Below are 18,219 nucleotides of genomic sequence, written 5' to 3' on the forward strand. Positions count from 1 at the left end.
AAGGCCCACCTCAAGCCAACGACCCCACCCCTGCGGCGGCAAGTCTCGGCTCGGCCACGGCCGGCTCAGCTGCCCGCACCGAGGCCGACCGCGCTGCCAGGGTGACTCGCCCTACGGAACTTCGTTATCCCATGCGTCGGCGCCCTGACCGGGGCGCCGATTCAGGCGTCGGCCGCCTTCCTGGAGACCACTGGGCGGGCAGCGGACGACGACACCGCACTGCTCCCGCACCCATCCGTGAACCCGCCCGGCTACGAATTGTCGAGATGAGCACGTTGAAGATCGCCGCGCGCGACGCGGCCACCGGTCCCGTAGTCGAGATCACCGGCGACCTCGACTACGACACCGCGCACGAGCTGCGCGCCTTCATCACCACCCTGGTCCTGCATCCGGGGCAACGGCTGGTCCTGGACCTCGCCCACCTGGAACTCTGCGACTCCAGCGGCATAGGCGCCTTGATCCTCGCGCGCAACCACGCACAAGCGGCACAGGCCGGCGTCGCCCTGGCCGCCGTCCCCGGCAATACGCTGCGCGTCCTGCGGATCCTCGGGCTCGAACAGGTCTTCGCCATCTATCCGGACACTCGTGCCGCCACCCGCAAGGACATGCCTCCCGCCATGCGCCGTAGCGGCTGAACCCTGCTCCGAACGATCGGGAGCCCGGTTACGGCTGACCAGGTGAGGCGGCCTTCGAGGAGGAAAGCCCGCGGGATCATCAGCCTCGGGGCACCGCAAGGGGGGCGAAGACAATGTCGCCGAGCGCCGACGGGCCTGTCGGTCCTACGAGCCTGGCTGCTCGCACGCTCCACTGCACCGAATCCGGACGTCACACGGCCGGCCCGACTTCTGCACGGATTCAGGCTGCGCTGTGGGCACCGGGTCTCTCGTGCTCCTCGTCGGCCGCGGCGGTGAGCTGATGCCGAAGTTCTGCCAGTCCTATGGCCAGGGCACGGCGTTCGACGGAGGGCATGTTGTGGATGGCCCGGTGAAGCATGCTCTTGCGTTGCTCACGGATGCGTTCCAGGTGCCGCTTGCCCGCGGTGGTCAGTCGCAAGGTGATCTCGCGTCCGCTGTCGGGGCACGGCAGCCGTTCGAGGAAACCAGTGGCCTGCAGGCGGTCGCACATGCGGGAGACGTTCGGAGGCGAGGCGGCAAGCAATTTGCACACAGCCCGCATCCGGATGCCGTCCTGCCGCTCGACGACGTACATCAGGCGCAGTTGTGAGGCCGAGGCCGGGGCGGTGGCATCGGCGGTGGAGTCCTGGACGCGCCCCCACATCACGTCGAGGAGTTCGGCGATGCCACTGGCGCTCTGGGTCGCCTCGTCGCAGATGCTGCTGGGGATGGCGTCTGGTGCGGGCATGGCTCCCCGTCGGTGGGTGCTTCTGCCCGGTGATCGGCCGGGCAGTGGCTCTCAGGTGGTGCTGTCAGGTCCGGTCGGGCGGGCCGCTCGCGCTTCCTTCTCGACCGCGGGAGGCGCAGACTCCTCGTGCGACATCGCGGCTCCGGTGGGGGACGTCACAGTGAAGTACTCAAGCGTACCGGTGACGTGGAGGAGCCGGTCCAGCTTCTCGGGCCGGTCCTCCAAGTGGAGGCGCACCCCTGCTGCGTCGGTGCGTCTGCCGATCATCAGCAAGATGGACAGCCCCATGGAGTCGACCGTGCCGATACCCGCGCAGTGCAGATGCAAGTCCGTCAGCTGCGGGCGGGCGGAGAGCTGCGCGGTGGCCTCGTCCAGCAGCAGGTCGGCGTTGTCGTAGTCGAGATTCCCGCTGATCTCTATGCGGACTCTGTTCTCGGCATCCACAGTGGTCAGGTGCAGGGCGGGGGGCAGCGTCGTCATGCGGGCTTTCCAGTGGTGGTCCGAGGTGCGGTGGCGAGCGCTTCAACGCCGCGCTGCAGGATGCGGGCCGCCCGGGGGAAGTCCTTGAGCTCACGGGCGAAGAGGTTCAGAGCAGGCGGCAGAGACTGCGCGGGCACGCCCCGTGCGACAAGAATCTGCGCGGTCCAGGTGATGAACCAGGTGAAGAGCTTTTCGTCACCGAGGTAGAGGGCGGTCGCGAGGAACTCCACGATGTGCGCGAGGTCTTCGGCGGTTCGCTCCCGCTGCATGTCGTCGTAGGCGCGCATGGCGGGGAACGCGTCCTCCAGCGCGTGGAAGACGGTGCGCACCAGGTTGTCGCTGTTGCGGGTGACCATCGTGTATTCCTGGTCGGCCAGATGCGGCAGGTCGTCCATCTGCTGGTGGTCGACCTGCGGGCGGGGCAGCGGTCCCCCGGCGAGCCGGTCGGCAGCGGTACGGGCGTCCGGCGCCCAGGCCTCGGCCCCCAGCAACCGCGCGTACCGGCCGTCCGGTCCGAACGCGGCACCGCCGACCAGGACGGGCACTCCCACGGCCTGGCAAGCGGTGATCGCCGCGTGCGCGGTGGGCAGCCTCGTCGCGATCGAGCTGGACAGCGCGACCGCGTCGGCTTTTGTGGTGTGCAGGTGGGAGATCAGGTGCGGGGCGGGGACCTGCGCGCCGAGGTAGTCGACCTGCCATCCGCGCAGCTTCAGCACTTCCGCCACCATCCGGGCCGGCAGCGCATGCCACTCGCCGTCCACGCACGCCACAGTGATCCTGCCAAGGGTGGGCGTCCTGCGGGCGGCCGGGTGGAGGGCGAGCGCGGCAACGGCGCGTTCGTTGATGGACGTCGCCGCGTGCTCCTGAGCAACGCTGATCCGGTTCGCGGCCCACTCCTCGCCGACCTTGCCCTGCACCGCCGCGATCACGTCCAGGAGCACGCTCTCCGGTTCGATGCCGTCGTCGAGGGCGCGCAGGACGATCTCGGTGGCGGCGTACTCGTCTCCGGCCGCCACGCCGTGCCACAGCTGGTCGGCCAACTGCGCGAACTCGGCGCCGCATGGAAGGCGAGGTGGTGTGCTCGTGCTCAAGCTCATGCGGTGTACCTGCCCCGAGTGTGACCATCCACCGCACTCAGATGGTGGGTACGCGGTGCAGAGATCGCGACGACGGCCATGTCGTCATGACGGCGGTTGCCGAGCCACTGGGACGCGAGCATCTGAATATGCTCCACGATGCCCTCGGACGGCATTCCTGCGCACCCGGCGAGGGCGCGCTTGAGGCGTTCCTCTCCGAACTGGGTGTCACCCAGCGGACCGCCATGGGCCTCGGTGATTCCGTCGGTGTACAGAATGCAGGACTCCCCCGGTGCGAGGGTGATCGTCGTGGTGTTGGCGGGAACGGTCGGCATGACCCCCACCAGCCGCCCGCAGGTGTCAGCCTCCTCCACGGTCCCGTCTGCGCGGATGACCAGCGGTTTCGCATGTCCGGCGCTGGTGAGCCTGAGCTCGACGTTGCTGCCCCGACGGGCGGCGGAGGCCAGTACCAGCGTCGCGAACCGAGTGTTGTGGGAGTTCAGCAGCGCGGTGTTCAGCAGCGTCAGCATGCGCTGGTGGTCGTCGGCCATGGGCAGCAGAGCATGCAGGGTATTGCGGATCTTGCCGGTGAGGACGGCGGCCTCCAGGCCCTTGCCGCACACGTCCCCGAGCGTGACGAGCGAGGCTTCCCCTTCGACGGTGGCGGGGTACACGTCGTAGAAGTCCCCACCGATCCGCTCATGGTCGGCCGACGGGCGATAACTGCCGGCGAAGTCCACCCCGGCGATCTGGTGCAGGGTCGGGGGCAGCAGCTCCCGCATCAGCACCTCGGTGATCGCCGTCTGCTCCGCGTACAAGCGGGCAGCTGACATCGCAGCCCCCGCACGCGCCGCGAAGAGTCGGGCGAAGACCTCTTCCTCGTCGGTGAAGGAGGCACTGTCCGCCTTGCGAAGCAGCACCAAGGCACCGGCAGGGACCCCGTGCCCGGGTAGCGGGGTGATCACTATCGAGCCGATGGGCCCGAAGCCGTCCGGGATCATCCACGCCGGGGCACAAGCCGGGTCGATCCACCGAGAGGGCACCGGCGGGAATCCCCGCAGCGCCTCACCGAGACCGGGGACGTCGTCCGGGTCCACCGTTTCCTGTGACGTGGTGGGGGTGCCACCGCGCAGGCAGGTCACCACCGGCAGCCGGTAGCCCCGGGCGGGCGCGATGGCCAGGGCGGCATCTGCGAGGTTCTCGGCGGCCAACTGCGCGGTCACGTCCATGCAGCGTCCCAGGTTGAGGGAGGAGAGCAGCGTGCTGGACGCTTTCGCGAGGAACGCGGTCCGTTCTCTCTCCATCAGGAGTGCGTCACGGGCGAGCTGGTGGTCGGTGTCATCGACCAGCCACCAGGCAACCGTGCCGTCGGCGCGGGCGCTGGGGTGCGCCTCGAAACGGCGACCGTCGATCGCACCGGAGAGCGGTGTGTCGGCGTCGTGGGCGGCAGTGGCGCCGGTCGGACGCATCGCCTCGTGGGCCGCGAACAGCCAGGCCGGGGCCACGTCCGCCAGGGGCGTGCCGGGGAGGGCTGCAGGCAGCAGTATCTGTGCGGCGTCGTTGCACTGCACGACGGTGCCTACCGGATCAGCGACCAGCACGGGGTACGGGGCACGGCCCCATGGAAAGTCCGGCTCCGTGTCTGCGACGGTCTGCGCTTGAGTGGACACCAAATATCGAGGACCCGCTGGGCGAATCCCTCACCTCACCAACTCGTACGGAAACGTTGCCTTTCGGCAACCATCCCGCACGGGACGCCCTCCTGACAACTCAGCACCTACCCACCCCACCATCCGCACATATGTGAAGGTGACGTGCGCGTGCATCTCGCCGTACGGGACCCCGGGTTCACATCCCCCCGGACGAGCACGCCGACGCGGGCATGGCAGCAGGCGAACTGATCCAGACGGGTCGGTCGAGCGACGCCCCGCCGTTCAGCGAGGTCGGGAACCGGCGGTCCAGCCCTTCCGCCGGGCCCTCTGATCAGGACGCCCGCGGACGACGGGCCCGTACCGCACGCCATTCCAGGTGACCGGTAGCGTGATCACCAGGTGCGACCGCGGGTCACCTCGGTGCGCCGTGATGTTGTAAAAATATGCCCCATGTCGAGTGATGAACTGGTGGTGGCTGTAGAGCCCTCGGCCGACGGTGTGGTGCTGATCAGCGTCCGGGGCAGCCTGGATGGATGGTCGGACGGCGATCGGCTGGTCGACGCTTTGACCAAAGCCGCTGAGGACCGAGGCAGGCGGACCGTCGTGGACCTGTCCGGTCTGACGTTTGCCGATTCCACAGCACTGCATGCCTTGCTGCACGGCCAGCGCAGTCACGCGGCAGCCGGCATACCGCTGGTGTTGGCGGGCCCGATGAACGTCAAGGTACTCCGCCTGTTCGAGGTCACCGGAACGCAGGATGCCTTCCAATTCGCGAGCAGCGTCGAACAAGCGCGCACGTGCTGATCGTCCCTGCCGAGCCGCACTCCGAACATACGCGCGGGTGTGTGCCCCGGCCGACCGGGCACGAGGACAACGCGATGAATGTGGAATTCGAGGCACCTGACCAGACTCCTCGTCCGGAACACGCACCGGACGAGGCCGAGACGGCTGCCGTGCGAAAGCGCGGGAAAGCGGCGCACGCCCTATCACCGGTGCCGCACAATGCCGCCGCAGCGCGTGACATGGTCACCAGACTGCTGAACTCACGCTTCTGCGGAATGCAAGGGGAAAGTCTGGCGGACGTGGTGGTCGCAGACGCGCTCCTGGTGACCTCGGAGTTGGTGACAAACGCATTCCGCCACGGCGGCGGCCTCACCGAATTCACCGCGGAAATCACCGACGAAGGACTCCTCGTCGTCGTCGGTGACACCAGCACCCGCACACCGCTCGTCCACGACAACGACGCCACGGAACCACCACGGATCGGCGGCTACGGCTGGCCACTGGTACGGCGCCTCGCCGACCAGGTCACGATCACCCTCCATGCCCGAGGCAAGCACATCACCGCGCTGGTTCCTCTGGCCTGAACCAGAGCCGGTCTCATGGCAGTTGCCGCGGTAACCGCCCGTTCGGAGGCGGCGTCGTCCGCGGTGGCGCGGACTCCTGGGCCTGCCGTGGGCGCTGACGACGCACCGGCTCCGGGCCCCGTGACGTTGAGCAGACCTGGCCGGCACCTGGTGGATCATCGCCAACTCGCGGGTGTTGGGGTGAAGGGTGCGACCGGAAGAGTTGCTCGAAGTCTTGGCTCTCAGCCTGCGGAGTCTGATGGCGTGCCACGTGCAACCCACTTGCCTTTTCGGCCGCACCGCCGCGGAGCGTAACCGGTGAAGAACGTGCCAGGAGCGGGGGTTGGTCAGCGGTGATGATGAGACACGGTTCAGCGCGCGCAGCTGTACTTGATAAGCCCGTCGATGAGCGGGGGCGCATCATCCGTCGGATCCGGTCGAGCCGCTTGGTGAGTTCGGCATCTGTCTCCGCCAGCGTGAACAGCTCCCGAAGGATTGCGGCGCCGACCACTGAGCAGCGCCGACCACCAGGAGATCGACCTCGCCGACGAACAGCCCAGGGCCACCAGCGTCGTCGACCTGATGTCGGTCCCGCAGGGCAGCATCGATCGGGCGGACGGCACATGACGTAAGAAGTCCTCGGCACCGCGCCGGCAGACGTGCGCCGACCGCAACGGGTCACGAAGACCGGCCGCCAAGAAGGCAATGTCAGCCGGACGGCTGCGAGCGCAGGCCCGCGAAGACCGTGCGGGCCACAGCCCGTGCGAACTCGTCGAGCGCACGGACCGGCTCGCTGCCCGGGAACGCCTTGAGGAACGCCCGCTGCAGACAAGCGCCCATCAGCAGCGCCGCAGCCGCGTCGGTGTCCGCGTCCGGCGCGATCCGGCCGGCCTCACGCTCCGCGCGCAGATAGCCGGAGAGCGCATCGATCGGATGGTGCGGACCACTGCCCAGCGCATGTACGCCCTCGGCATGGCGGCGCAGTAGCGCGGGCTCGGCGAAGAGCGAGGCGCCGATCGCGAAGGTGGACTCGTAGAAGTTGGCGGCCTGCCGGACGACCGTGACGAGGTTCTCCTCGACGCTGTGGCCGGCGGGTTCTTCGGTCAGCTCGACGAGCAGCGGACCTAGCTTCGGGAGGCGTTCCTGGAGGACGTGGAGGAAAAGATCTTCTTTGCTCGCGAAGTGCTTGTAGAGCGCAGCCTCGGAGCAGCCGGCTTCCCTGGCGATCTCCTTGGTCGTGGCACGGGCGAGCCCGATGGTGCGCATGAGCTGGTCGGCGGCGTCGAGGATGCGGGCCCGTGCAGGCTTCACGTGTGCGCTCCGGAAAGGCTTGACGGAGGGGTGGGTGAACACTCACCCTAATGGTGAGTGAGTACTTACCCACCCAGGGGGCGCAGCGATGAAACTGACCGTTTTCGGAGCGACCGGGGGCGTCGGGCACGAAATCGTCCGGCAAGCGCTCGCATCGGGCCACCAGGTGACCGCAGTGGTCCGCGACGCTGCTCGACTGACCGTCGACGACCCGGCCCTGCGGATCGTCACCGCCGGGCTGAACGATCCAGAGGCCCTGCGGCCGGCCGTGGCGGGCCGCGACGCGGTGCTGTCAGGCGTCGGCGCGCGTGCCATCAAGCACGCAGGCGTCGCCACCACGTGCACCCGGACGATCCTGCGGGCCCTGGAGGCGGAGGGGGTGCGCCGCTTCCTGGCAGTGAGCGCGGCTCCCATCGGCCCGGTGCCGCCCGACGAAACGCTCCTGCTGCGCGCCGTGACCCCTCTGATCTCGCGCGTGTACCGCAACGTGTACGCGGACCTGACGGCGATGGAGGACGAAATCCGCCGGAGCACCACCGACTGGACGGTCGTACGGCCGCCCAAGCTCACCAACAAGCCCATGACCGGCGTCTACCGGACCGCGCTCGGCGCCAACCTGCGCGGTGGCAACGCGATCGGCCGGGCGGACGCGGCCCACGCGATGCTGCGCATGACGGACGACGCCTCGACCCTGAAGCAGGCAGTGGGCATCGCGTACTAGGTCCTGTCCGGGCGATCTTGTCGGGCCTGTGACGACAGCTACGGCACTCCCCCGTAGTCCTTCGAGCACGGGAGGTGCCCCCACGCTGTGTTGGCGGAGTCGCCCGAGTACGCCAGTACGAGGACGATCTCCCCCAGCCTCCGGTGGGGGTACCCCCACCGCCGTGCGATGCACCGCATCCGACGCCACAGGCTGATCCTCGAAGATCGCCCGGACAAGACCTAGCCGCCGCGCTGTGGACGGCCCGGACGCCTGCACCACCCATCCCGCTCAATATGCCGAGCACCACGCCTCCCCTCCACAGCCCTCTCTCGATCAGCTCAAGGGACTCCCCCACGGCCCTGGTCATCACTGACGAGGCGGACGTCCTGCGTGACGAGGGTGAGCAGTACGCCCAACAAGCTCCGCGAGGCCCGACGTCGATGTCACCTCCGTCCGCGTCGCCGACACGGTCCACGACGTCCTCCTCGTGGACAGCCTTCGCGACACCCGAGCCGCCAAGGTCGTTCGCAAGCTCGCCGTCGGTCCTCTCCGCACCGCACTGCAGGACGGGCGATCCTGCGCGCCTGCAGCGCCTGCCCGGTCACGCTGGGCCTGTCGGCGCCATCTCGGCGCCGACAGGCCCGGGCCCTTGTCGCCTCGTTCCGCTCCGCCGGCACCCGACCGGCCGCGCGACTGCGACGTACCCCACACCTCTCGATGTTTACGCTGATTACATCGATGCCCTAATGTAAGTAGTGCATACATCGTAAGCAATCGAGATGGAAGAGAGAACGGGATGACCAGCGAGCTGTTTTCGCCGCTGACCCTGCCCTCCGGCCAGGTGCTGAAGAACCGGATCGCGAAAGCGGCCATGGAAGAGAACATGGCCGCACAAGGCCAGCTCCCCGACTGGCAGTTGCTGTCGCTGTACCAGCGCTGGGCCGCCGGCGGTACCGGCCTGCTGATCACCGGAAACGTGATGGTCCATGCCGAGGCGCTGACCGGGCCCGCCGGTGTCGTGCTCGACGAGCACGCCCCCCTGAAGCCCTTCGCCGACTGGGCGAAGGCGGGCAAGTCCGGCGGCGGATCGATCTGGATGCAGATCAACCACCCTGGGCGGCAGGTCGCCTCGGACATGCCCGGTGTCGTGTGGGGCCCGACCGACATCGGCGTCAGCCTGGGCAAACACAGCAGCCGCTTCGGCCGCCCCACCGCCATGACCCCCCGGCAGATCCTCGAGACCGTGGCGCGCTACGCGGTGACCGCCCGACGCGCCGAGGATGCCGGTTTCGACGGTGTCGAGATCCACGCCGCCCACGGCTACCTCCTGTCCCAGTTCCTCTCCCCCTTGGTCAACAAGCGCACCGACGAATGGGGCGGTTCGCTGGAGAACCGGGCCCGGATGCTGCTGGACATCGTCCGCGCCGTCCGTGCAGCCGTCTCCTCCTCCTTCACAGTCGCGGTCAAGCTCAACTCCGCCGACTTCCAGCGTGGCGGTTTCGGCGCCGATGACGCCCGCCAGGTGATCGAGATGCTCGCGCCCCTTGGCGTCGACCTGGTCGAACTGTCCGGCGGCAGCTACGAAAGCCCCGCCATGACCGGCCGCCCCGCCGACGACCGCACCCAGGCCCGCGAGGCCTACTTCCTCGACCTCGCCGCGGACCTCGTCAAGACCAGTCCCCTGCCGGTGATGCTCACCGGCGGCATCACCCGCCGCGTCACCGCGGAGAAGGTGCTCGACAGCGGCGTATCGGTTCTCGGCATGGGCACCGCGCTCGCCATCACCCCCGACCTCCCCGAACGCTGGCGCCAGGGCCGCGAAGCCGACCGAGCCATGCGACCGGTGACCTGGTCCGACAAGGCCCTCGCCTCCGCCGCCAGCATGGCTCAGGTGCGGCATCAGATGCGCCGACTCGCCCGCGGGCGCAGGACCACGCCCGGCACCCACCCGACGATCGCCCTCGTCTCAGAGCGCCGCAAGCAACAGCGTGCTCTGCGCAGGTACCGCGCCTGGCTGGCCCAGCCCCGGGCCACCCAGGCCTGAGGGTGTGACCGATGGCGCCTCGGTCCACACCGTCCACCGCGCGGCGCCATCGGCCACCCGATTCGCATTCCTCAAAGGAACCGTCGCCCGCCGATCCGGAGAAGGAAAGTCAAACCGAACCCGCGGCCCTGCCGGGAGCCGTGAGCACAATCTGGTCCAGCATTCTCTCCACCGCATACCGCCGACTCACGCAGGGCTGACACAGCACCCCTCCAGTCGCGATCGAGCGGTTCGTGCGCGGCGCTCGAGGGACTGACGAAGGGCCTTGCCCGTGATCGCGGTCCGCCGTGATCACCATTCGGCAGACTCTGGCGATCCCTGCGAAGGAGCGGCCACAGCCCGGACCGGCCAGCGGCGGCGTGACGCTCCCGGCCTCACCGCTGAGATCCCACCCAAGAATCCAGCATTCCCTTGTTGACAGCGCTTACAGCCAACCCTAAAGCAATGTGTACACCGTTTACATCAGAGTGAGGAGCACGTCATGTCTTCAACACCGAAGGACACCGTGAGGGTCGACCTGGGCGGCCGTGAGGTCACGGTCCCGAAGGGCGGCCTGTATGACCGCTACCGGATGAACCCCGACCTCGACGAGATCGCCCGCGACCCCCGCGTCAGCAGCGTGGACTTCTTCCGCCAGCTGCCCAAGATCAAGGTGGACTCTCCGATCGGCCCCACGCTCACCCCGAACTTCTACTACGCGATCTCCACCGCGCGGCTCACGATGCTCGCGCCGACCCGGGCGATCCGCAGCCGACTGCCCGAGGATCTCTCGCCGCTGGAGATCACGCCCGGCCTCGGTCTGGTCTCGGTCATGTTCTTCCGCTACGACGTGGCCGACATCGACTTCTACACCGAAGCCGCCGTCGGCATCGCCGTAAAACCCGCCCGGCACGGCAAGCTCGGCTTTTTCGACCTCGTCACCGGTCTCAAGAACGAGCACCTCGACTCCTACGTGCTGTCCCTTCCCGTGAACTCGGACATCGCGCAGGTCCGCGGCCACGACGGCTATGGCTTCCCCAAGTGGGTCACCGAGCTCGACGTCGACATCGACGACCACCGGACGAGCGCCCGCGTGGCCAACGCCGCCGGCGGAGTCGACCTGTCGCTCCTGGCGAACACGCCGGCCCAGAGGGCCTACGTGAGCGGAGAGCGCGTCGGCTCGCTCACCTCGTACACGTCGATCAACGGCGCGTGGCACTCCACGCTGAACCAGACCAACGTACTGAACGCCGGCACGACGCACAGCACCAGCGGCATCACCCTGCAGCTCGGTGAGGGCCGCATGTCCGACGATCTGCGGTCGCTCAAGCCGAAGCGGACCATCCAGTTCGACGTCATGACCGAAGGCCAGGCCGCCCTCCACATGCCGGTGCCCACCTCGGTCCGGAGCCGGAACAAGTAGCAGCAAGCGACAAGGAGTCCGACCCCATGGTCACCGACCACGCCAGCCGCCCCACCACCGGCCGCGGCCTGGGCCTGCCCGCGTCCATCACCCCGGCCCTGCTCACGCAGCTGACCGCGCAGGTCTCGGCCGCGCCGAATGCCGCGCGGGTCACCACCAACGCCCCCTACACCGGCGTGCCCCTGGCCGACTTCCCCGTCTCCACCCCTGAGGACGTCGAGGCCGCGTTCGGGCGAGCCCGGATCGCGCAGAAGTCCTGGGCCGCCACGCCGATCGCGGAGCGCAAGCGGATCATGCTGCGCTACCACGATCTCGTCCTGGCACGGCAGGATGAGGTGCTGGACCTGATGCAGGCCGAGAACGGCAAGACCCGCCGCGACGCCTACCTCGAGGTCGTCGACATCGGCATCGTCGCCCGCTACTACGCCCGCAACGCCGGCAAGTACCTCAGCCCCAAGCGCCGCCGCGGCGCGATCCCGCTACTGACACACACGACCGAGCTGCGGCACCCCAAGGGCGTCGTCACCGTCATCTCCCCGTGGAACTACCCGCTCAGCATGGCCGCCAGCGACACCATCGCGGCCTTGATGGCCGGCAACGCCGTCGTGCAGAAGCCCGACACCCAGACCGCGCTCACCGCCCTGTGGTCGATGAAGCTCATGTACGAAGCGGGCCTGCCGGCCGACGTCTGGCAGATGGTGATCGGCAGGGGCAGCTCCATCGGCGGCGCGCTGATGGACAACGCCAACTACATGATGTTCACCGGCTCCACCGCCACCGGACGCCACATCGCGAGCGACGCCGGCAAGCGCCTCATCGGCGCCTCCCTCGAACTCGGCGGCAAGAACGCCATGATCGTCCTGGACGACGCGGACGTCGACAAGGCCGCCGAGGGCGCCGTCAACGCCTGCTTCCCCTCCGCCGGGCAGCTGTGCGTCTCCATCGAGCGTCTCTACGTGGCCGAGTCCATCCGCGACACGTTCGTCGCCGCGTTCGTCGCCCGCACCAAGAAGCTCAAGGTCGGCGCCGCGTACGACTACAGCATCGACGTCGGCAGCCTCACCACGCCGTCCCAGCTCACGACCGTCACGACCCACATCGCCGACGCCGTCTCCAAGGGCGCCACCATCATCGCCGGCGGCAAGGCACGCCCCGATCTGGGACCGCTGTTCCACGAGCCGACCATCCTCGCCGACGTCACGCCCGAGATGACGCTGTACGACCACGAGACCTTCGGCCCCGTCGTCTCCATCTACTCCTACCGCGACGTCGACGAGGCCGTCGCGCTGGCCAACGCATCGGCATACGGCCTCAACGCCAGCGTGTGGTCGGGCAACGGCGCACGCGGCCGAGCTGTCGCCGCCCGAATACACGCGGGCACCGTCAACGTCAACGAGGCCTTCGCCGCGGCCTGGGGAAGCATCGACGCCCCCATGGGCGGAATGGGCGACTCAGGACTCGGCCGGCGTCATGGCGCCGACGGCATCCTCAAGTACACCGAGGCCCAGACCGTCGCCCACCAGCGCATCCAGGGGTTCTACCCGCCGGCCCGTATCTCCCCCGAGACCTGGGCCACCCTCCTGACCGGCGCGCTGAAGGTCATGAAACGGGTCGGAGTCCGCTGAACAGCGTGTGGCACACAGCCGTAGCCACGATCGGGCCACGCCAAGAAGAGAGGGCGGCTTGTCCACTCGACAGGCTCGCCCTCTTCGCCTGATCCGCGGGCCGGCACCACCGCTTGTGAAGGTGCCCGCCTGTTGCTTCCGGCAGATGCTGGACGCCAAAGGCCCCGCCAGGACCACCGTCCCGCCCCACAACCCCGCGACCTGCGCAGGTCCGAGTTCACGCCGGAAGACTCTGCCGCGACCCACCAGGCTCCCCTGGGGCGACGCCCCCACGACAGAGGGGCCCGCGTCCCCCGATCCGCTGGGGATACCGGTGCCATCCGTCGACGTCGCTTCAAGGGTGGTCCACCGCCCAACGACGCACCGCCCCTTGGGCGGCCAGGCGCGGTAGCTGCGCAGGGCCACTCGCTGCCTTCGGCCCTCGGAGATCAGTACGATCACCGGGTGGGTGCCAGGCTGGGGGTGCTCCCCCGGGCGAGGCGGCGCATCAGGTGCCGGACCCGAGCCATGCCGGCAGCCGGGGCGAGAGCCTTGCCGGACCATGTGACCGGCTCCAGCAGACGATCGGCCTCGCGGTGGTTCTTCCAGCGTTCGGGGAGATCAGGGGTGAGGGTGAGGGCGGTGCTCATCCCGACGAGCGCAACGCCACACCGTTGTCGAGGCCTCTCGCGGCTGTGACGCGGCGGGTGTGCCGCCGTTGAGCATCAGCGGGATGGGGCCGTCCTTGACCAGGTCCTTGGCGAGGTCGAGGAAGCAGGCCTCGCGGGCCTGGTTGCGGTTGTCCGCGGGACGGACGGCCGGTCATCGCGGGGCTTTCGCAGCTGCCGCCGGGGGTTGGATCAGGTCCACGCCGAGCGGTTCGACCACCAGGAAGGCCGGCCTTGTGCCGCCATGTTCTCCTCCATGCCCGCCATGGCGATCCGGTTCTTCGGTACCCGGAGCGCATGATCGGAGGGCACGAGGTGCGGCGAGAACGGCTCACTGGTCATCCCAGTTCCCTCTCCCCTCTCAATCACCTATGATGTATGCGCCATAAACATAAGGAATGGTGACCTGTGTCTCAAACCGGCGGATACCACCATGGGGATCTACGTGCAGCCTGCCTGAGGGCCGCGAGAGAGCTGCTGGAGGAGGACGGCAGCGCCGCGCTCTCCCTCCGCGCGGTCGCCCGACGGGCCGGCGTCTCGGCTACGGCCCCCTACCGGCACTACGCGGACCGCGACGACCTCGTGTCCGCCGTCGCCGCGGAGGGGTACCGCGAGCTTGCCCAGCACCTGGCCGCGGCTCACCCCGCGCCCTCCACACCCGACGACCTGGCCGCCGTCGCCGTCGTGTACGTGCAGTTCGCCCTCGAGCACCCCGCCCTGTTCCGGGCGATGTTCGCCGAGCCCTGCGATCCGACCAGCGAAGAACGCGTCGCCGCGACCGCCGTCATCACGGAGTACGTCCAGAGCCTCGTTCGCGACGCCTTCCCCGGCGCCGACGACTCAGGCGCCCTGGCGACGACGGTGTGGGCCCTCGTACACGGCCTGGCCTTCCTCCATCTCGACGGCAAGCTCGACACCTCCACTCCTGAGGCCGTCGCCGCGCAGATCCGGGCCTCCGTATACGCACTGTTCGCCGCCTCTCCGGCGCTGTCGCAGGCGGTATCCGCGCCGGTCGGCAGGTGACGGTCCAAGCGCACAGTGCCGGCCACATCCGCCGGACTCTGTCAGCGGTACGTGGGCAGGTGGCGTTGATCGTCCGCGAAGTGGGCGTGCCCGTTGGAGGTCAGGAGGGTGGTCCCGGACTTACCCACCGTGAGGGTGGTGACGGAGGCGTTCACGACCACCCGGTGGAGGGCGACGCCGTCATCGCCTGTGCCTCAGCCGACGCAGAGATCGCACGAAGCCAACCGAGCCAGGCAAGCAGCTTGACCCTTATCGCTGCAGCAGCCTGGCGCAGTCCACCGCCGCTGGCCCAGCCACAGAGAGGCATCTCGCACTCACACCGACCGTGACCGGAGAGCCGGAATACTGGCTCAGGAGTCTGGATCCCGACGTCAGCCTTCGAGTACGGCCTACTACCAGGGAATGACCCCGCTGGCTTCGAAGAACCCGCCGGTGGGGCCAGCGCGGCCTACCCGGGCCATTCGTACAAGAATCTCCGCACCCTCCTCGACGGTCTGGTGCCCCGCGTGGTGGTTGAGGTCAGTTGCGGTGAATCCAGGATCCACAGCATTGATCTTTACGCCGGGATATGCCTTGGCGTACTGAACCGTCAGCATATTGACCGCCGTTTTCGAGGCCGGATACGCGATGTCGGGATAGAAATACGCGGGCGAGTCCGGGTTCGCGAGTTCCCGCATAAGCGAAGCCCCACTGCTGACATTGACCACTACCGGAGCGTCTGAACGCAGCAACAAGGGCAGGAACGCATGAAGCATCCTGACCTGCCCAAGCACATTGGTCTCGAACACAGCTCGCACAGCGTCAGCGGTGACCTCTTCGGCTGGGACGAAGCCGCCGTCGGGCTTACGGGGCTCGATTCCAGCGTTGTTGACGAGAACGTCAAGCCCGCCGTCGGCCGCGATGACCTCAGCCGCAGCTGCGACTGAGGTGTCATCGGTGACATCCAGCTGCACGAACCGTGCGCCCAACTCAGCAGCTGCGCTCTGACCCCGCTCCGGGTTTCGAGCGCCGACGTAGACGGTGTGCCCTGCGGCTGAAAGCTGGCGGGCAGCCTCAAACCCGAGCCCCTTGTTCGCCCCGGTGATAAGCGTTGTCGTCACGACGTTGCCTCCTGCCAGGTGAAATGAGAAATACCGATGACGGCGTCAACCTAGGCTTTCCCGGGATGCCCTCCGGGGCACAGGATCTTTTACAGTATGTTCGATATTGGAGGTATGTCAAAAGGTAGTGACCACCCCTCCATTCCCCCCGGCTGGACGGCGATGCGGCCCCCGAGAGCACACGCCGGGCCGACGGCCGACACAAACCGAGTGCCGCAGACCACGGCGATGGCTCACTCCCGGGAGGGCGCCGCTTCCCGCCGTTCACGCTCCCACCGCTTACGCGATACGGGCGGTCGTATCACCGGGGGCAGCTGGTCCTTTCCGGCCCCGGGTCATTACCCCTGTGCGCGCGGACTGATCGAGGTGGTAGTACCGCATTGTTCCTGGGAGTGCGGGAGCCAGTCACAAGAGGACAGAGCCGTACGCCCCTCGCGCTGGCTACAGCCCCGACCGGCACCGAGCACACGGTGCTCCGACCCGCGTCGGGCAGGGAGTCGGTCAGGCCAAATCGGAGGTGTCCCGCTCACCGCTCCGCGACGGGTCGGGTCCACCAGGCCCATACCCGCCGTGATCAGCGCGCCCCATGCCCGTTGCGCGGCCGGACAGGCTCAGGCTGCCGAGCAGTTCGGCGCTCCCGCTTCCGGGCTCGGCGTGGAAGACCACCACGATCAGCTAGTCGTAGCCGCCGATGGTGAGTTGGCTCGACCCGAGGTCATCGCGCAGACCTGCGGATGGCTCACCAGGCTCACCTTGGGACGTACATCGTGACGGCCCCACAGGCGCCGCAGGCGTCCAGAATGAACCGGAAGCAGCGGCAATGTGACCGAGAAGCCCAGTATCCAGACCTGGCGCACCTGCCAGCGACCCAAGACAGGACGCAGTGTGCGGCAATCGAGCATCGCCCTTGTTGCGGCCGACAGCCTCGATAGCCTCCGGCCCCTCGTCGACCATCCCGTCCGTCTCCAGCGGCAGAGTCAGCTGCGAAGGCAGACTTCGGCCAAGGCGCCGCTCCGACTCCGCCAGCCTGATTGCGTCAACGGGTGCCCGGAACTCAAGGTCCTGCAAGGCTCCAACAGCAGCTTCCTGCCACATGGGCGCAGGTAAAGCGGGACAGCCCCGAGCGCCGGCGCTGTACGGCAACGCAGCACCACAACCCGAGCAACCGGTCCCGCCCGGCAGCGCTCCTCCAGGACCGTACAACGGCCGGTATGAACGTCGCTGAGCGATCTCTGAAGAGCTATGGGTCCGAAGGTGTCGACCTCTCGCGTGCCGAGACAGCATCTCCGTCTCGGCAGAGGAGTTGGGCTTGCGGCCTACCGAATTCGCCAAGACGTAATCAGCTTGAGGCGTGCAGACCATCATCGCGAGCGCCATAGCTGTTCTGGGAACCCTGCTCGGTTCGGGAATCACTCTGGCGTTCCAGCAGCGCACCACCGACAGGAGCCACCAGTTCACACGCCGCGAAAACCTGCGGCAGGAACGACTCGATGCCTACTCCGCCTATGCCGGCGCCTTGGTCAACTACCGCCGCTGCCTGGTCCACCTCTGGTTCTGCGAGCACGAAGTGCCACCACCCGAGGACTCCGACACGGTACGCATCCGCGCCTATGACCTGCGCTCCAATGCCCAAGAGGCCCTCTTCCGGGCGCAGATGCTCACGGAGGACGAGACGTTGAGTCAGCTCGCAGAGGACGTGCTCACAGACATCACAACGATTCCCAAGGCAGACAGCAGAGCAGCCCTGGACAATCTCAGGGAACGAACCCGTGACGACATCAGCCGACTCGTCAACGCGGCCAAGCAACACCTCTGAGGCACTTGCATGAACCGCGGTTTGAGACATCGAAAGCTGACACGCGCGCTGTTCGGCGCGCTCGCCACAGCGGACGCCGTGTACGTCCCCTGGGCACTGACGCTTCCGCGGCGGTGTCGACCGGCAAACCCGCCGAGTTCAGCGGACCGCTGCTCGAAGTCAAAGCGGCAGGGGGCGTACCGACCTGGCTGATCGCGCTCGTCGCCGTTGCCAATGGCGCTCTGCTTACCGACCGCCGCACCCCCTGGGTCGCGACCGCGGTGCCAGTTGGCCCCTGGCGGTCAGTAGTGTCGTGCCGGCGGTGGCGCGTTTGCGCTCGCCCCGGGTAGGCAGGCCGGCAGGTGCCACTGGCCCCGTTGGCGACCACTGACGGCCTTCGCCACTGGGCACTCAGCCGTCACTTCCCTCTCACTCCCGAGGTCGGCGGGACACGACGGCAGTGCAGGGGCACGGTCTGGCTTGGCTCCCGCGGGGGTTTGCCCGTTCACCGAACCGGCCGTCATTGCCCAGCCGCCGAGTCTGCATTTCGGTCGATAAGGCGGGCCACGACAGGCCCAGCCCTACGCCATTGCGCCTGACGTGGCAACCGTGCCGCTGACCAGGCGTCTGCAACAGGGACCGCTTTTGAGACG

18 protein-coding genes and 2 pseudogenes are annotated in these 18,219 nt (G+C 68.1%); 12 read left to right on the plus strand and 8 right to left on the minus strand.

The window, feature by feature from the left end; all coding sequences use genetic code 11:
• The first annotated feature begins 266 nt into the window (after positions 1 to 266).
• Positions 267 to 635 carry an STAS domain-containing protein gene (locus RPQ07_RS01130; protein WP_313942055.1) on the plus strand — a complete coding sequence of 123 codons (369 nt, stop codon included), beginning with the start codon at positions 267 to 269 and terminating at the stop codon, positions 633 to 635.
• Positions 636 to 855: 220 nt separating this feature from the next.
• Here RPQ07_RS01130 and RPQ07_RS01135 read toward each other — a convergent pair whose 3' ends face one another.
• The 4 genes from RPQ07_RS01135 to RPQ07_RS01150 are packed head-to-tail and all read right to left on the minus strand — an operon-like array spanning position 856 to position 4,489.
• A complete protein-coding gene (locus RPQ07_RS01135; RefSeq protein WP_313942056.1) occupies positions 856 to 1,362 on the minus strand; it encodes a MarR family winged helix-turn-helix transcriptional regulator in 507 nt (168 codons plus the stop codon).
• Between the two features lie 51 nt (positions 1,363 to 1,413).
• Positions 1,414 to 1,842, minus strand: coding sequence for an STAS domain-containing protein (locus tag RPQ07_RS01140; protein ID WP_313942057.1), 429 nt, complete (start codon positions 1,840 to 1,842; stop codon positions 1,414 to 1,416).
• The gene (locus tag RPQ07_RS01145; protein ID WP_313942058.1) at positions 1,839 to 2,939 is read right to left on the minus strand and encodes a B12-binding domain-containing protein; all 1,101 of its coding nucleotides are present in this window, start codon (positions 2,937 to 2,939) and stop codon (positions 1,839 to 1,841) included. Before RPQ07_RS01145 ends, RPQ07_RS01140 begins: the two co-directional genes overlap by 4 nt.
• Positions 2,936 to 4,489, minus strand: coding sequence for a PP2C family protein-serine/threonine phosphatase (locus RPQ07_RS01150; RefSeq protein WP_313942059.1), 1,554 nt, complete (start codon positions 4,487 to 4,489; stop codon positions 2,936 to 2,938). The genes RPQ07_RS01145 and RPQ07_RS01150 overlap by 4 nt, the downstream gene beginning before the upstream one ends.
• A gap of 531 nt (positions 4,490 to 5,020) precedes the next feature.
• On the opposite strand from RPQ07_RS01150, the gene RPQ07_RS01155 reads away from it, so the two are divergent.
• From RPQ07_RS01155 to RPQ07_RS01165, 3 genes are all read left to right on the plus strand, one after another.
• Positions 5,021 to 5,374 (plus strand): STAS domain-containing protein, encoded by a 354-nt coding sequence (locus RPQ07_RS01155; protein WP_313942060.1) that lies wholly within the window; start codon positions 5,021 to 5,023, stop codon positions 5,372 to 5,374.
• A 74-nt stretch (positions 5,375 to 5,448) separates the two neighbouring features.
• Entirely contained in the window at positions 5,449 to 5,937 is a 489-nt protein-coding gene (locus tag RPQ07_RS01160; RefSeq protein ID WP_313942061.1) for an ATP-binding protein, read from the plus strand.
• 474 nt (positions 5,938 to 6,411) lie between these two features.
• Positions 6,412 to 6,543 (plus strand): hypothetical protein, encoded by a 132-nt coding sequence (locus RPQ07_RS01165; RefSeq protein ID WP_313942062.1) that lies wholly within the window; start codon positions 6,412 to 6,414, stop codon positions 6,541 to 6,543.
• A gap of 81 nt (positions 6,544 to 6,624) precedes the next feature.
• On the opposite strand, the gene RPQ07_RS01170 is transcribed toward RPQ07_RS01165, so the two are convergent.
• Complete coding sequence (locus RPQ07_RS01170) at positions 6,625 to 7,227, minus strand: helix-turn-helix domain-containing protein (protein ID WP_313942063.1); 603 nt, start codon at positions 7,225 to 7,227, stop codon at positions 6,625 to 6,627.
• An 88-nt stretch (positions 7,228 to 7,315) separates the two neighbouring features.
• Between RPQ07_RS01170 and RPQ07_RS01175 the strand changes: the two genes are divergently transcribed.
• The 5 genes and pseudogenes from RPQ07_RS01175 (at position 7,316) to RPQ07_RS01195 (ending at position 13,001) form a co-directional block, all read left to right on the plus strand.
• Positions 7,316 to 7,948 carry an NAD(P)-dependent oxidoreductase gene (locus tag RPQ07_RS01175; protein ID WP_313942064.1) on the plus strand — a complete coding sequence of 211 codons (633 nt, stop codon included), beginning with the start codon at positions 7,316 to 7,318 and terminating at the stop codon, positions 7,946 to 7,948.
• Between the two features lie 265 nt (positions 7,949 to 8,213).
• Positions 8,214 to 8,498: pseudogene (locus RPQ07_RS01180) on the plus strand (alpha/beta hydrolase fold domain-containing protein); the annotation flags it as partial.
• Between the two features lie 228 nt (positions 8,499 to 8,726).
• A complete protein-coding gene (locus RPQ07_RS01185; RefSeq protein ID WP_313942065.1) occupies positions 8,727 to 9,974 on the plus strand; it encodes an NADH:flavin oxidoreductase/NADH oxidase family protein in 1,248 nt (415 codons plus the stop codon).
• A 481-nt stretch (positions 9,975 to 10,455) separates the two neighbouring features.
• On the plus strand, positions 10,456 to 11,376 hold the full coding sequence (locus RPQ07_RS01190) for an acetoacetate decarboxylase family protein (protein ID WP_313942066.1): 921 nt from the start codon (positions 10,456 to 10,458) through the stop codon (positions 11,374 to 11,376).
• Between the two features lie 26 nt (positions 11,377 to 11,402).
• Complete coding sequence (locus RPQ07_RS01195; RefSeq protein ID WP_313942067.1) at positions 11,403 to 13,001, plus strand: succinic semialdehyde dehydrogenase; 1,599 nt, start codon at positions 11,403 to 11,405, stop codon at positions 12,999 to 13,001.
• A gap of 437 nt (positions 13,002 to 13,438) precedes the next feature.
• Here RPQ07_RS01195 and RPQ07_RS01200 read toward each other — a convergent pair whose 3' ends face one another.
• Together RPQ07_RS01200 and RPQ07_RS01205 are read right to left on the minus strand one after the other, a co-directional pair.
• Positions 13,439 to 13,630, minus strand: a complete 192-nt coding sequence (locus tag RPQ07_RS01200; protein ID WP_313942068.1) for a hypothetical protein — start codon at positions 13,628 to 13,630, stop codon at positions 13,439 to 13,441.
• 210 nt (positions 13,631 to 13,840) lie between these two features.
• Entirely contained in the window at positions 13,841 to 13,990 is a 150-nt protein-coding gene (locus RPQ07_RS01205) for a hypothetical protein (RefSeq protein ID WP_313942070.1), read from the minus strand.
• 66 nt (positions 13,991 to 14,056) lie between these two features.
• Between RPQ07_RS01205 and RPQ07_RS01210 the strand changes: the two genes are divergently transcribed.
• Positions 14,057 to 14,671, plus strand: a complete 615-nt coding sequence (locus tag RPQ07_RS01210; protein ID WP_313942071.1) for a TetR/AcrR family transcriptional regulator — start codon at positions 14,057 to 14,059, stop codon at positions 14,669 to 14,671.
• 392 nt (positions 14,672 to 15,063) lie between these two features.
• On the opposite strand, the gene RPQ07_RS01215 is transcribed toward RPQ07_RS01210, so the two are convergent.
• On the minus strand, positions 15,064 to 15,771 hold the full coding sequence (locus RPQ07_RS01215; RefSeq protein WP_313942072.1) for an SDR family NAD(P)-dependent oxidoreductase: 708 nt from the start codon (positions 15,769 to 15,771) through the stop codon (positions 15,064 to 15,066).
• Between the two features lie 1,351 nt (positions 15,772 to 17,122).
• Between RPQ07_RS01215 and RPQ07_RS01220 the strand changes: the two genes are divergently transcribed.
• Positions 17,123 to 17,587 (plus strand): hypothetical protein, encoded by a 465-nt coding sequence (locus RPQ07_RS01220; protein ID WP_313942073.1) that lies wholly within the window; start codon positions 17,123 to 17,125, stop codon positions 17,585 to 17,587.
• 30 nt (positions 17,588 to 17,617) lie between these two features.
• Positions 17,618 to 17,850, plus strand: a pseudogene (locus tag RPQ07_RS01225) (amino acid permease); the annotation flags it as partial.
• Positions 17,851 to 18,219 lie beyond the last annotated feature (369 nt).

Origin of the sequence: Streptomyces sp. AM8-1-1, from assembly GCF_032229325.1 — a bacterium.
Lineage (GTDB): Bacteria > Actinomycetota > Actinomycetes > Streptomycetales > Streptomycetaceae > Streptomyces > Streptomyces achmelvichensis.

What these genes read in the sequence shown, in the direction of transcription:
- RPQ07_RS01130 (WP_313942055.1), top strand. Translation starts at nt 267, where the DNA reads ATGAGCACGTTGAAGATCGCCGCGCGCGACGCGGCCACCGGTCCCGTA.
- RPQ07_RS01135 (WP_313942056.1), bottom strand. Translation starts at nt 1,362, where the DNA reads ATGCCCGCACCAGACGCCATCCCCAGCAGCATCTGCGACGAGGCGACC.
- RPQ07_RS01140 (WP_313942057.1), bottom strand. Translation starts at nt 1,842, where the DNA reads ATGACGACGCTGCCCCCCGCCCTGCACCTGACCACTGTGGATGCCGAG.
- RPQ07_RS01145 (WP_313942058.1), bottom strand. Translation starts at nt 2,939, where the DNA reads ATGAGCTTGAGCACGAGCACACCACCTCGCCTTCCATGCGGCGCCGAG.
- RPQ07_RS01155 (WP_313942060.1), top strand. Translation starts at nt 5,021, where the DNA reads ATGTCGAGTGATGAACTGGTGGTGGCTGTAGAGCCCTCGGCCGACGGT.
- RPQ07_RS01160 (WP_313942061.1), top strand. Translation starts at nt 5,449, where the DNA reads ATGAATGTGGAATTCGAGGCACCTGACCAGACTCCTCGTCCGGAACAC.
- RPQ07_RS01175 (WP_313942064.1), top strand. Translation starts at nt 7,316, where the DNA reads ATGAAACTGACCGTTTTCGGAGCGACCGGGGGCGTCGGGCACGAAATC.
- RPQ07_RS01185 (WP_313942065.1), top strand. Translation starts at nt 8,727, where the DNA reads ATGACCAGCGAGCTGTTTTCGCCGCTGACCCTGCCCTCCGGCCAGGTG.
- RPQ07_RS01190 (WP_313942066.1), top strand. Translation starts at nt 10,456, where the DNA reads ATGTCTTCAACACCGAAGGACACCGTGAGGGTCGACCTGGGCGGCCGT.
- RPQ07_RS01195 (WP_313942067.1), top strand. Translation starts at nt 11,403, where the DNA reads ATGGTCACCGACCACGCCAGCCGCCCCACCACCGGCCGCGGCCTGGGC.
- RPQ07_RS01200 (WP_313942068.1), bottom strand. Translation starts at nt 13,630, where the DNA reads ATGAGCACCGCCCTCACCCTCACCCCTGATCTCCCCGAACGCTGGAAG.
- RPQ07_RS01205 (WP_313942070.1), bottom strand. Translation starts at nt 13,990, where the DNA reads ATGACCAGTGAGCCGTTCTCGCCGCACCTCGTGCCCTCCGATCATGCG.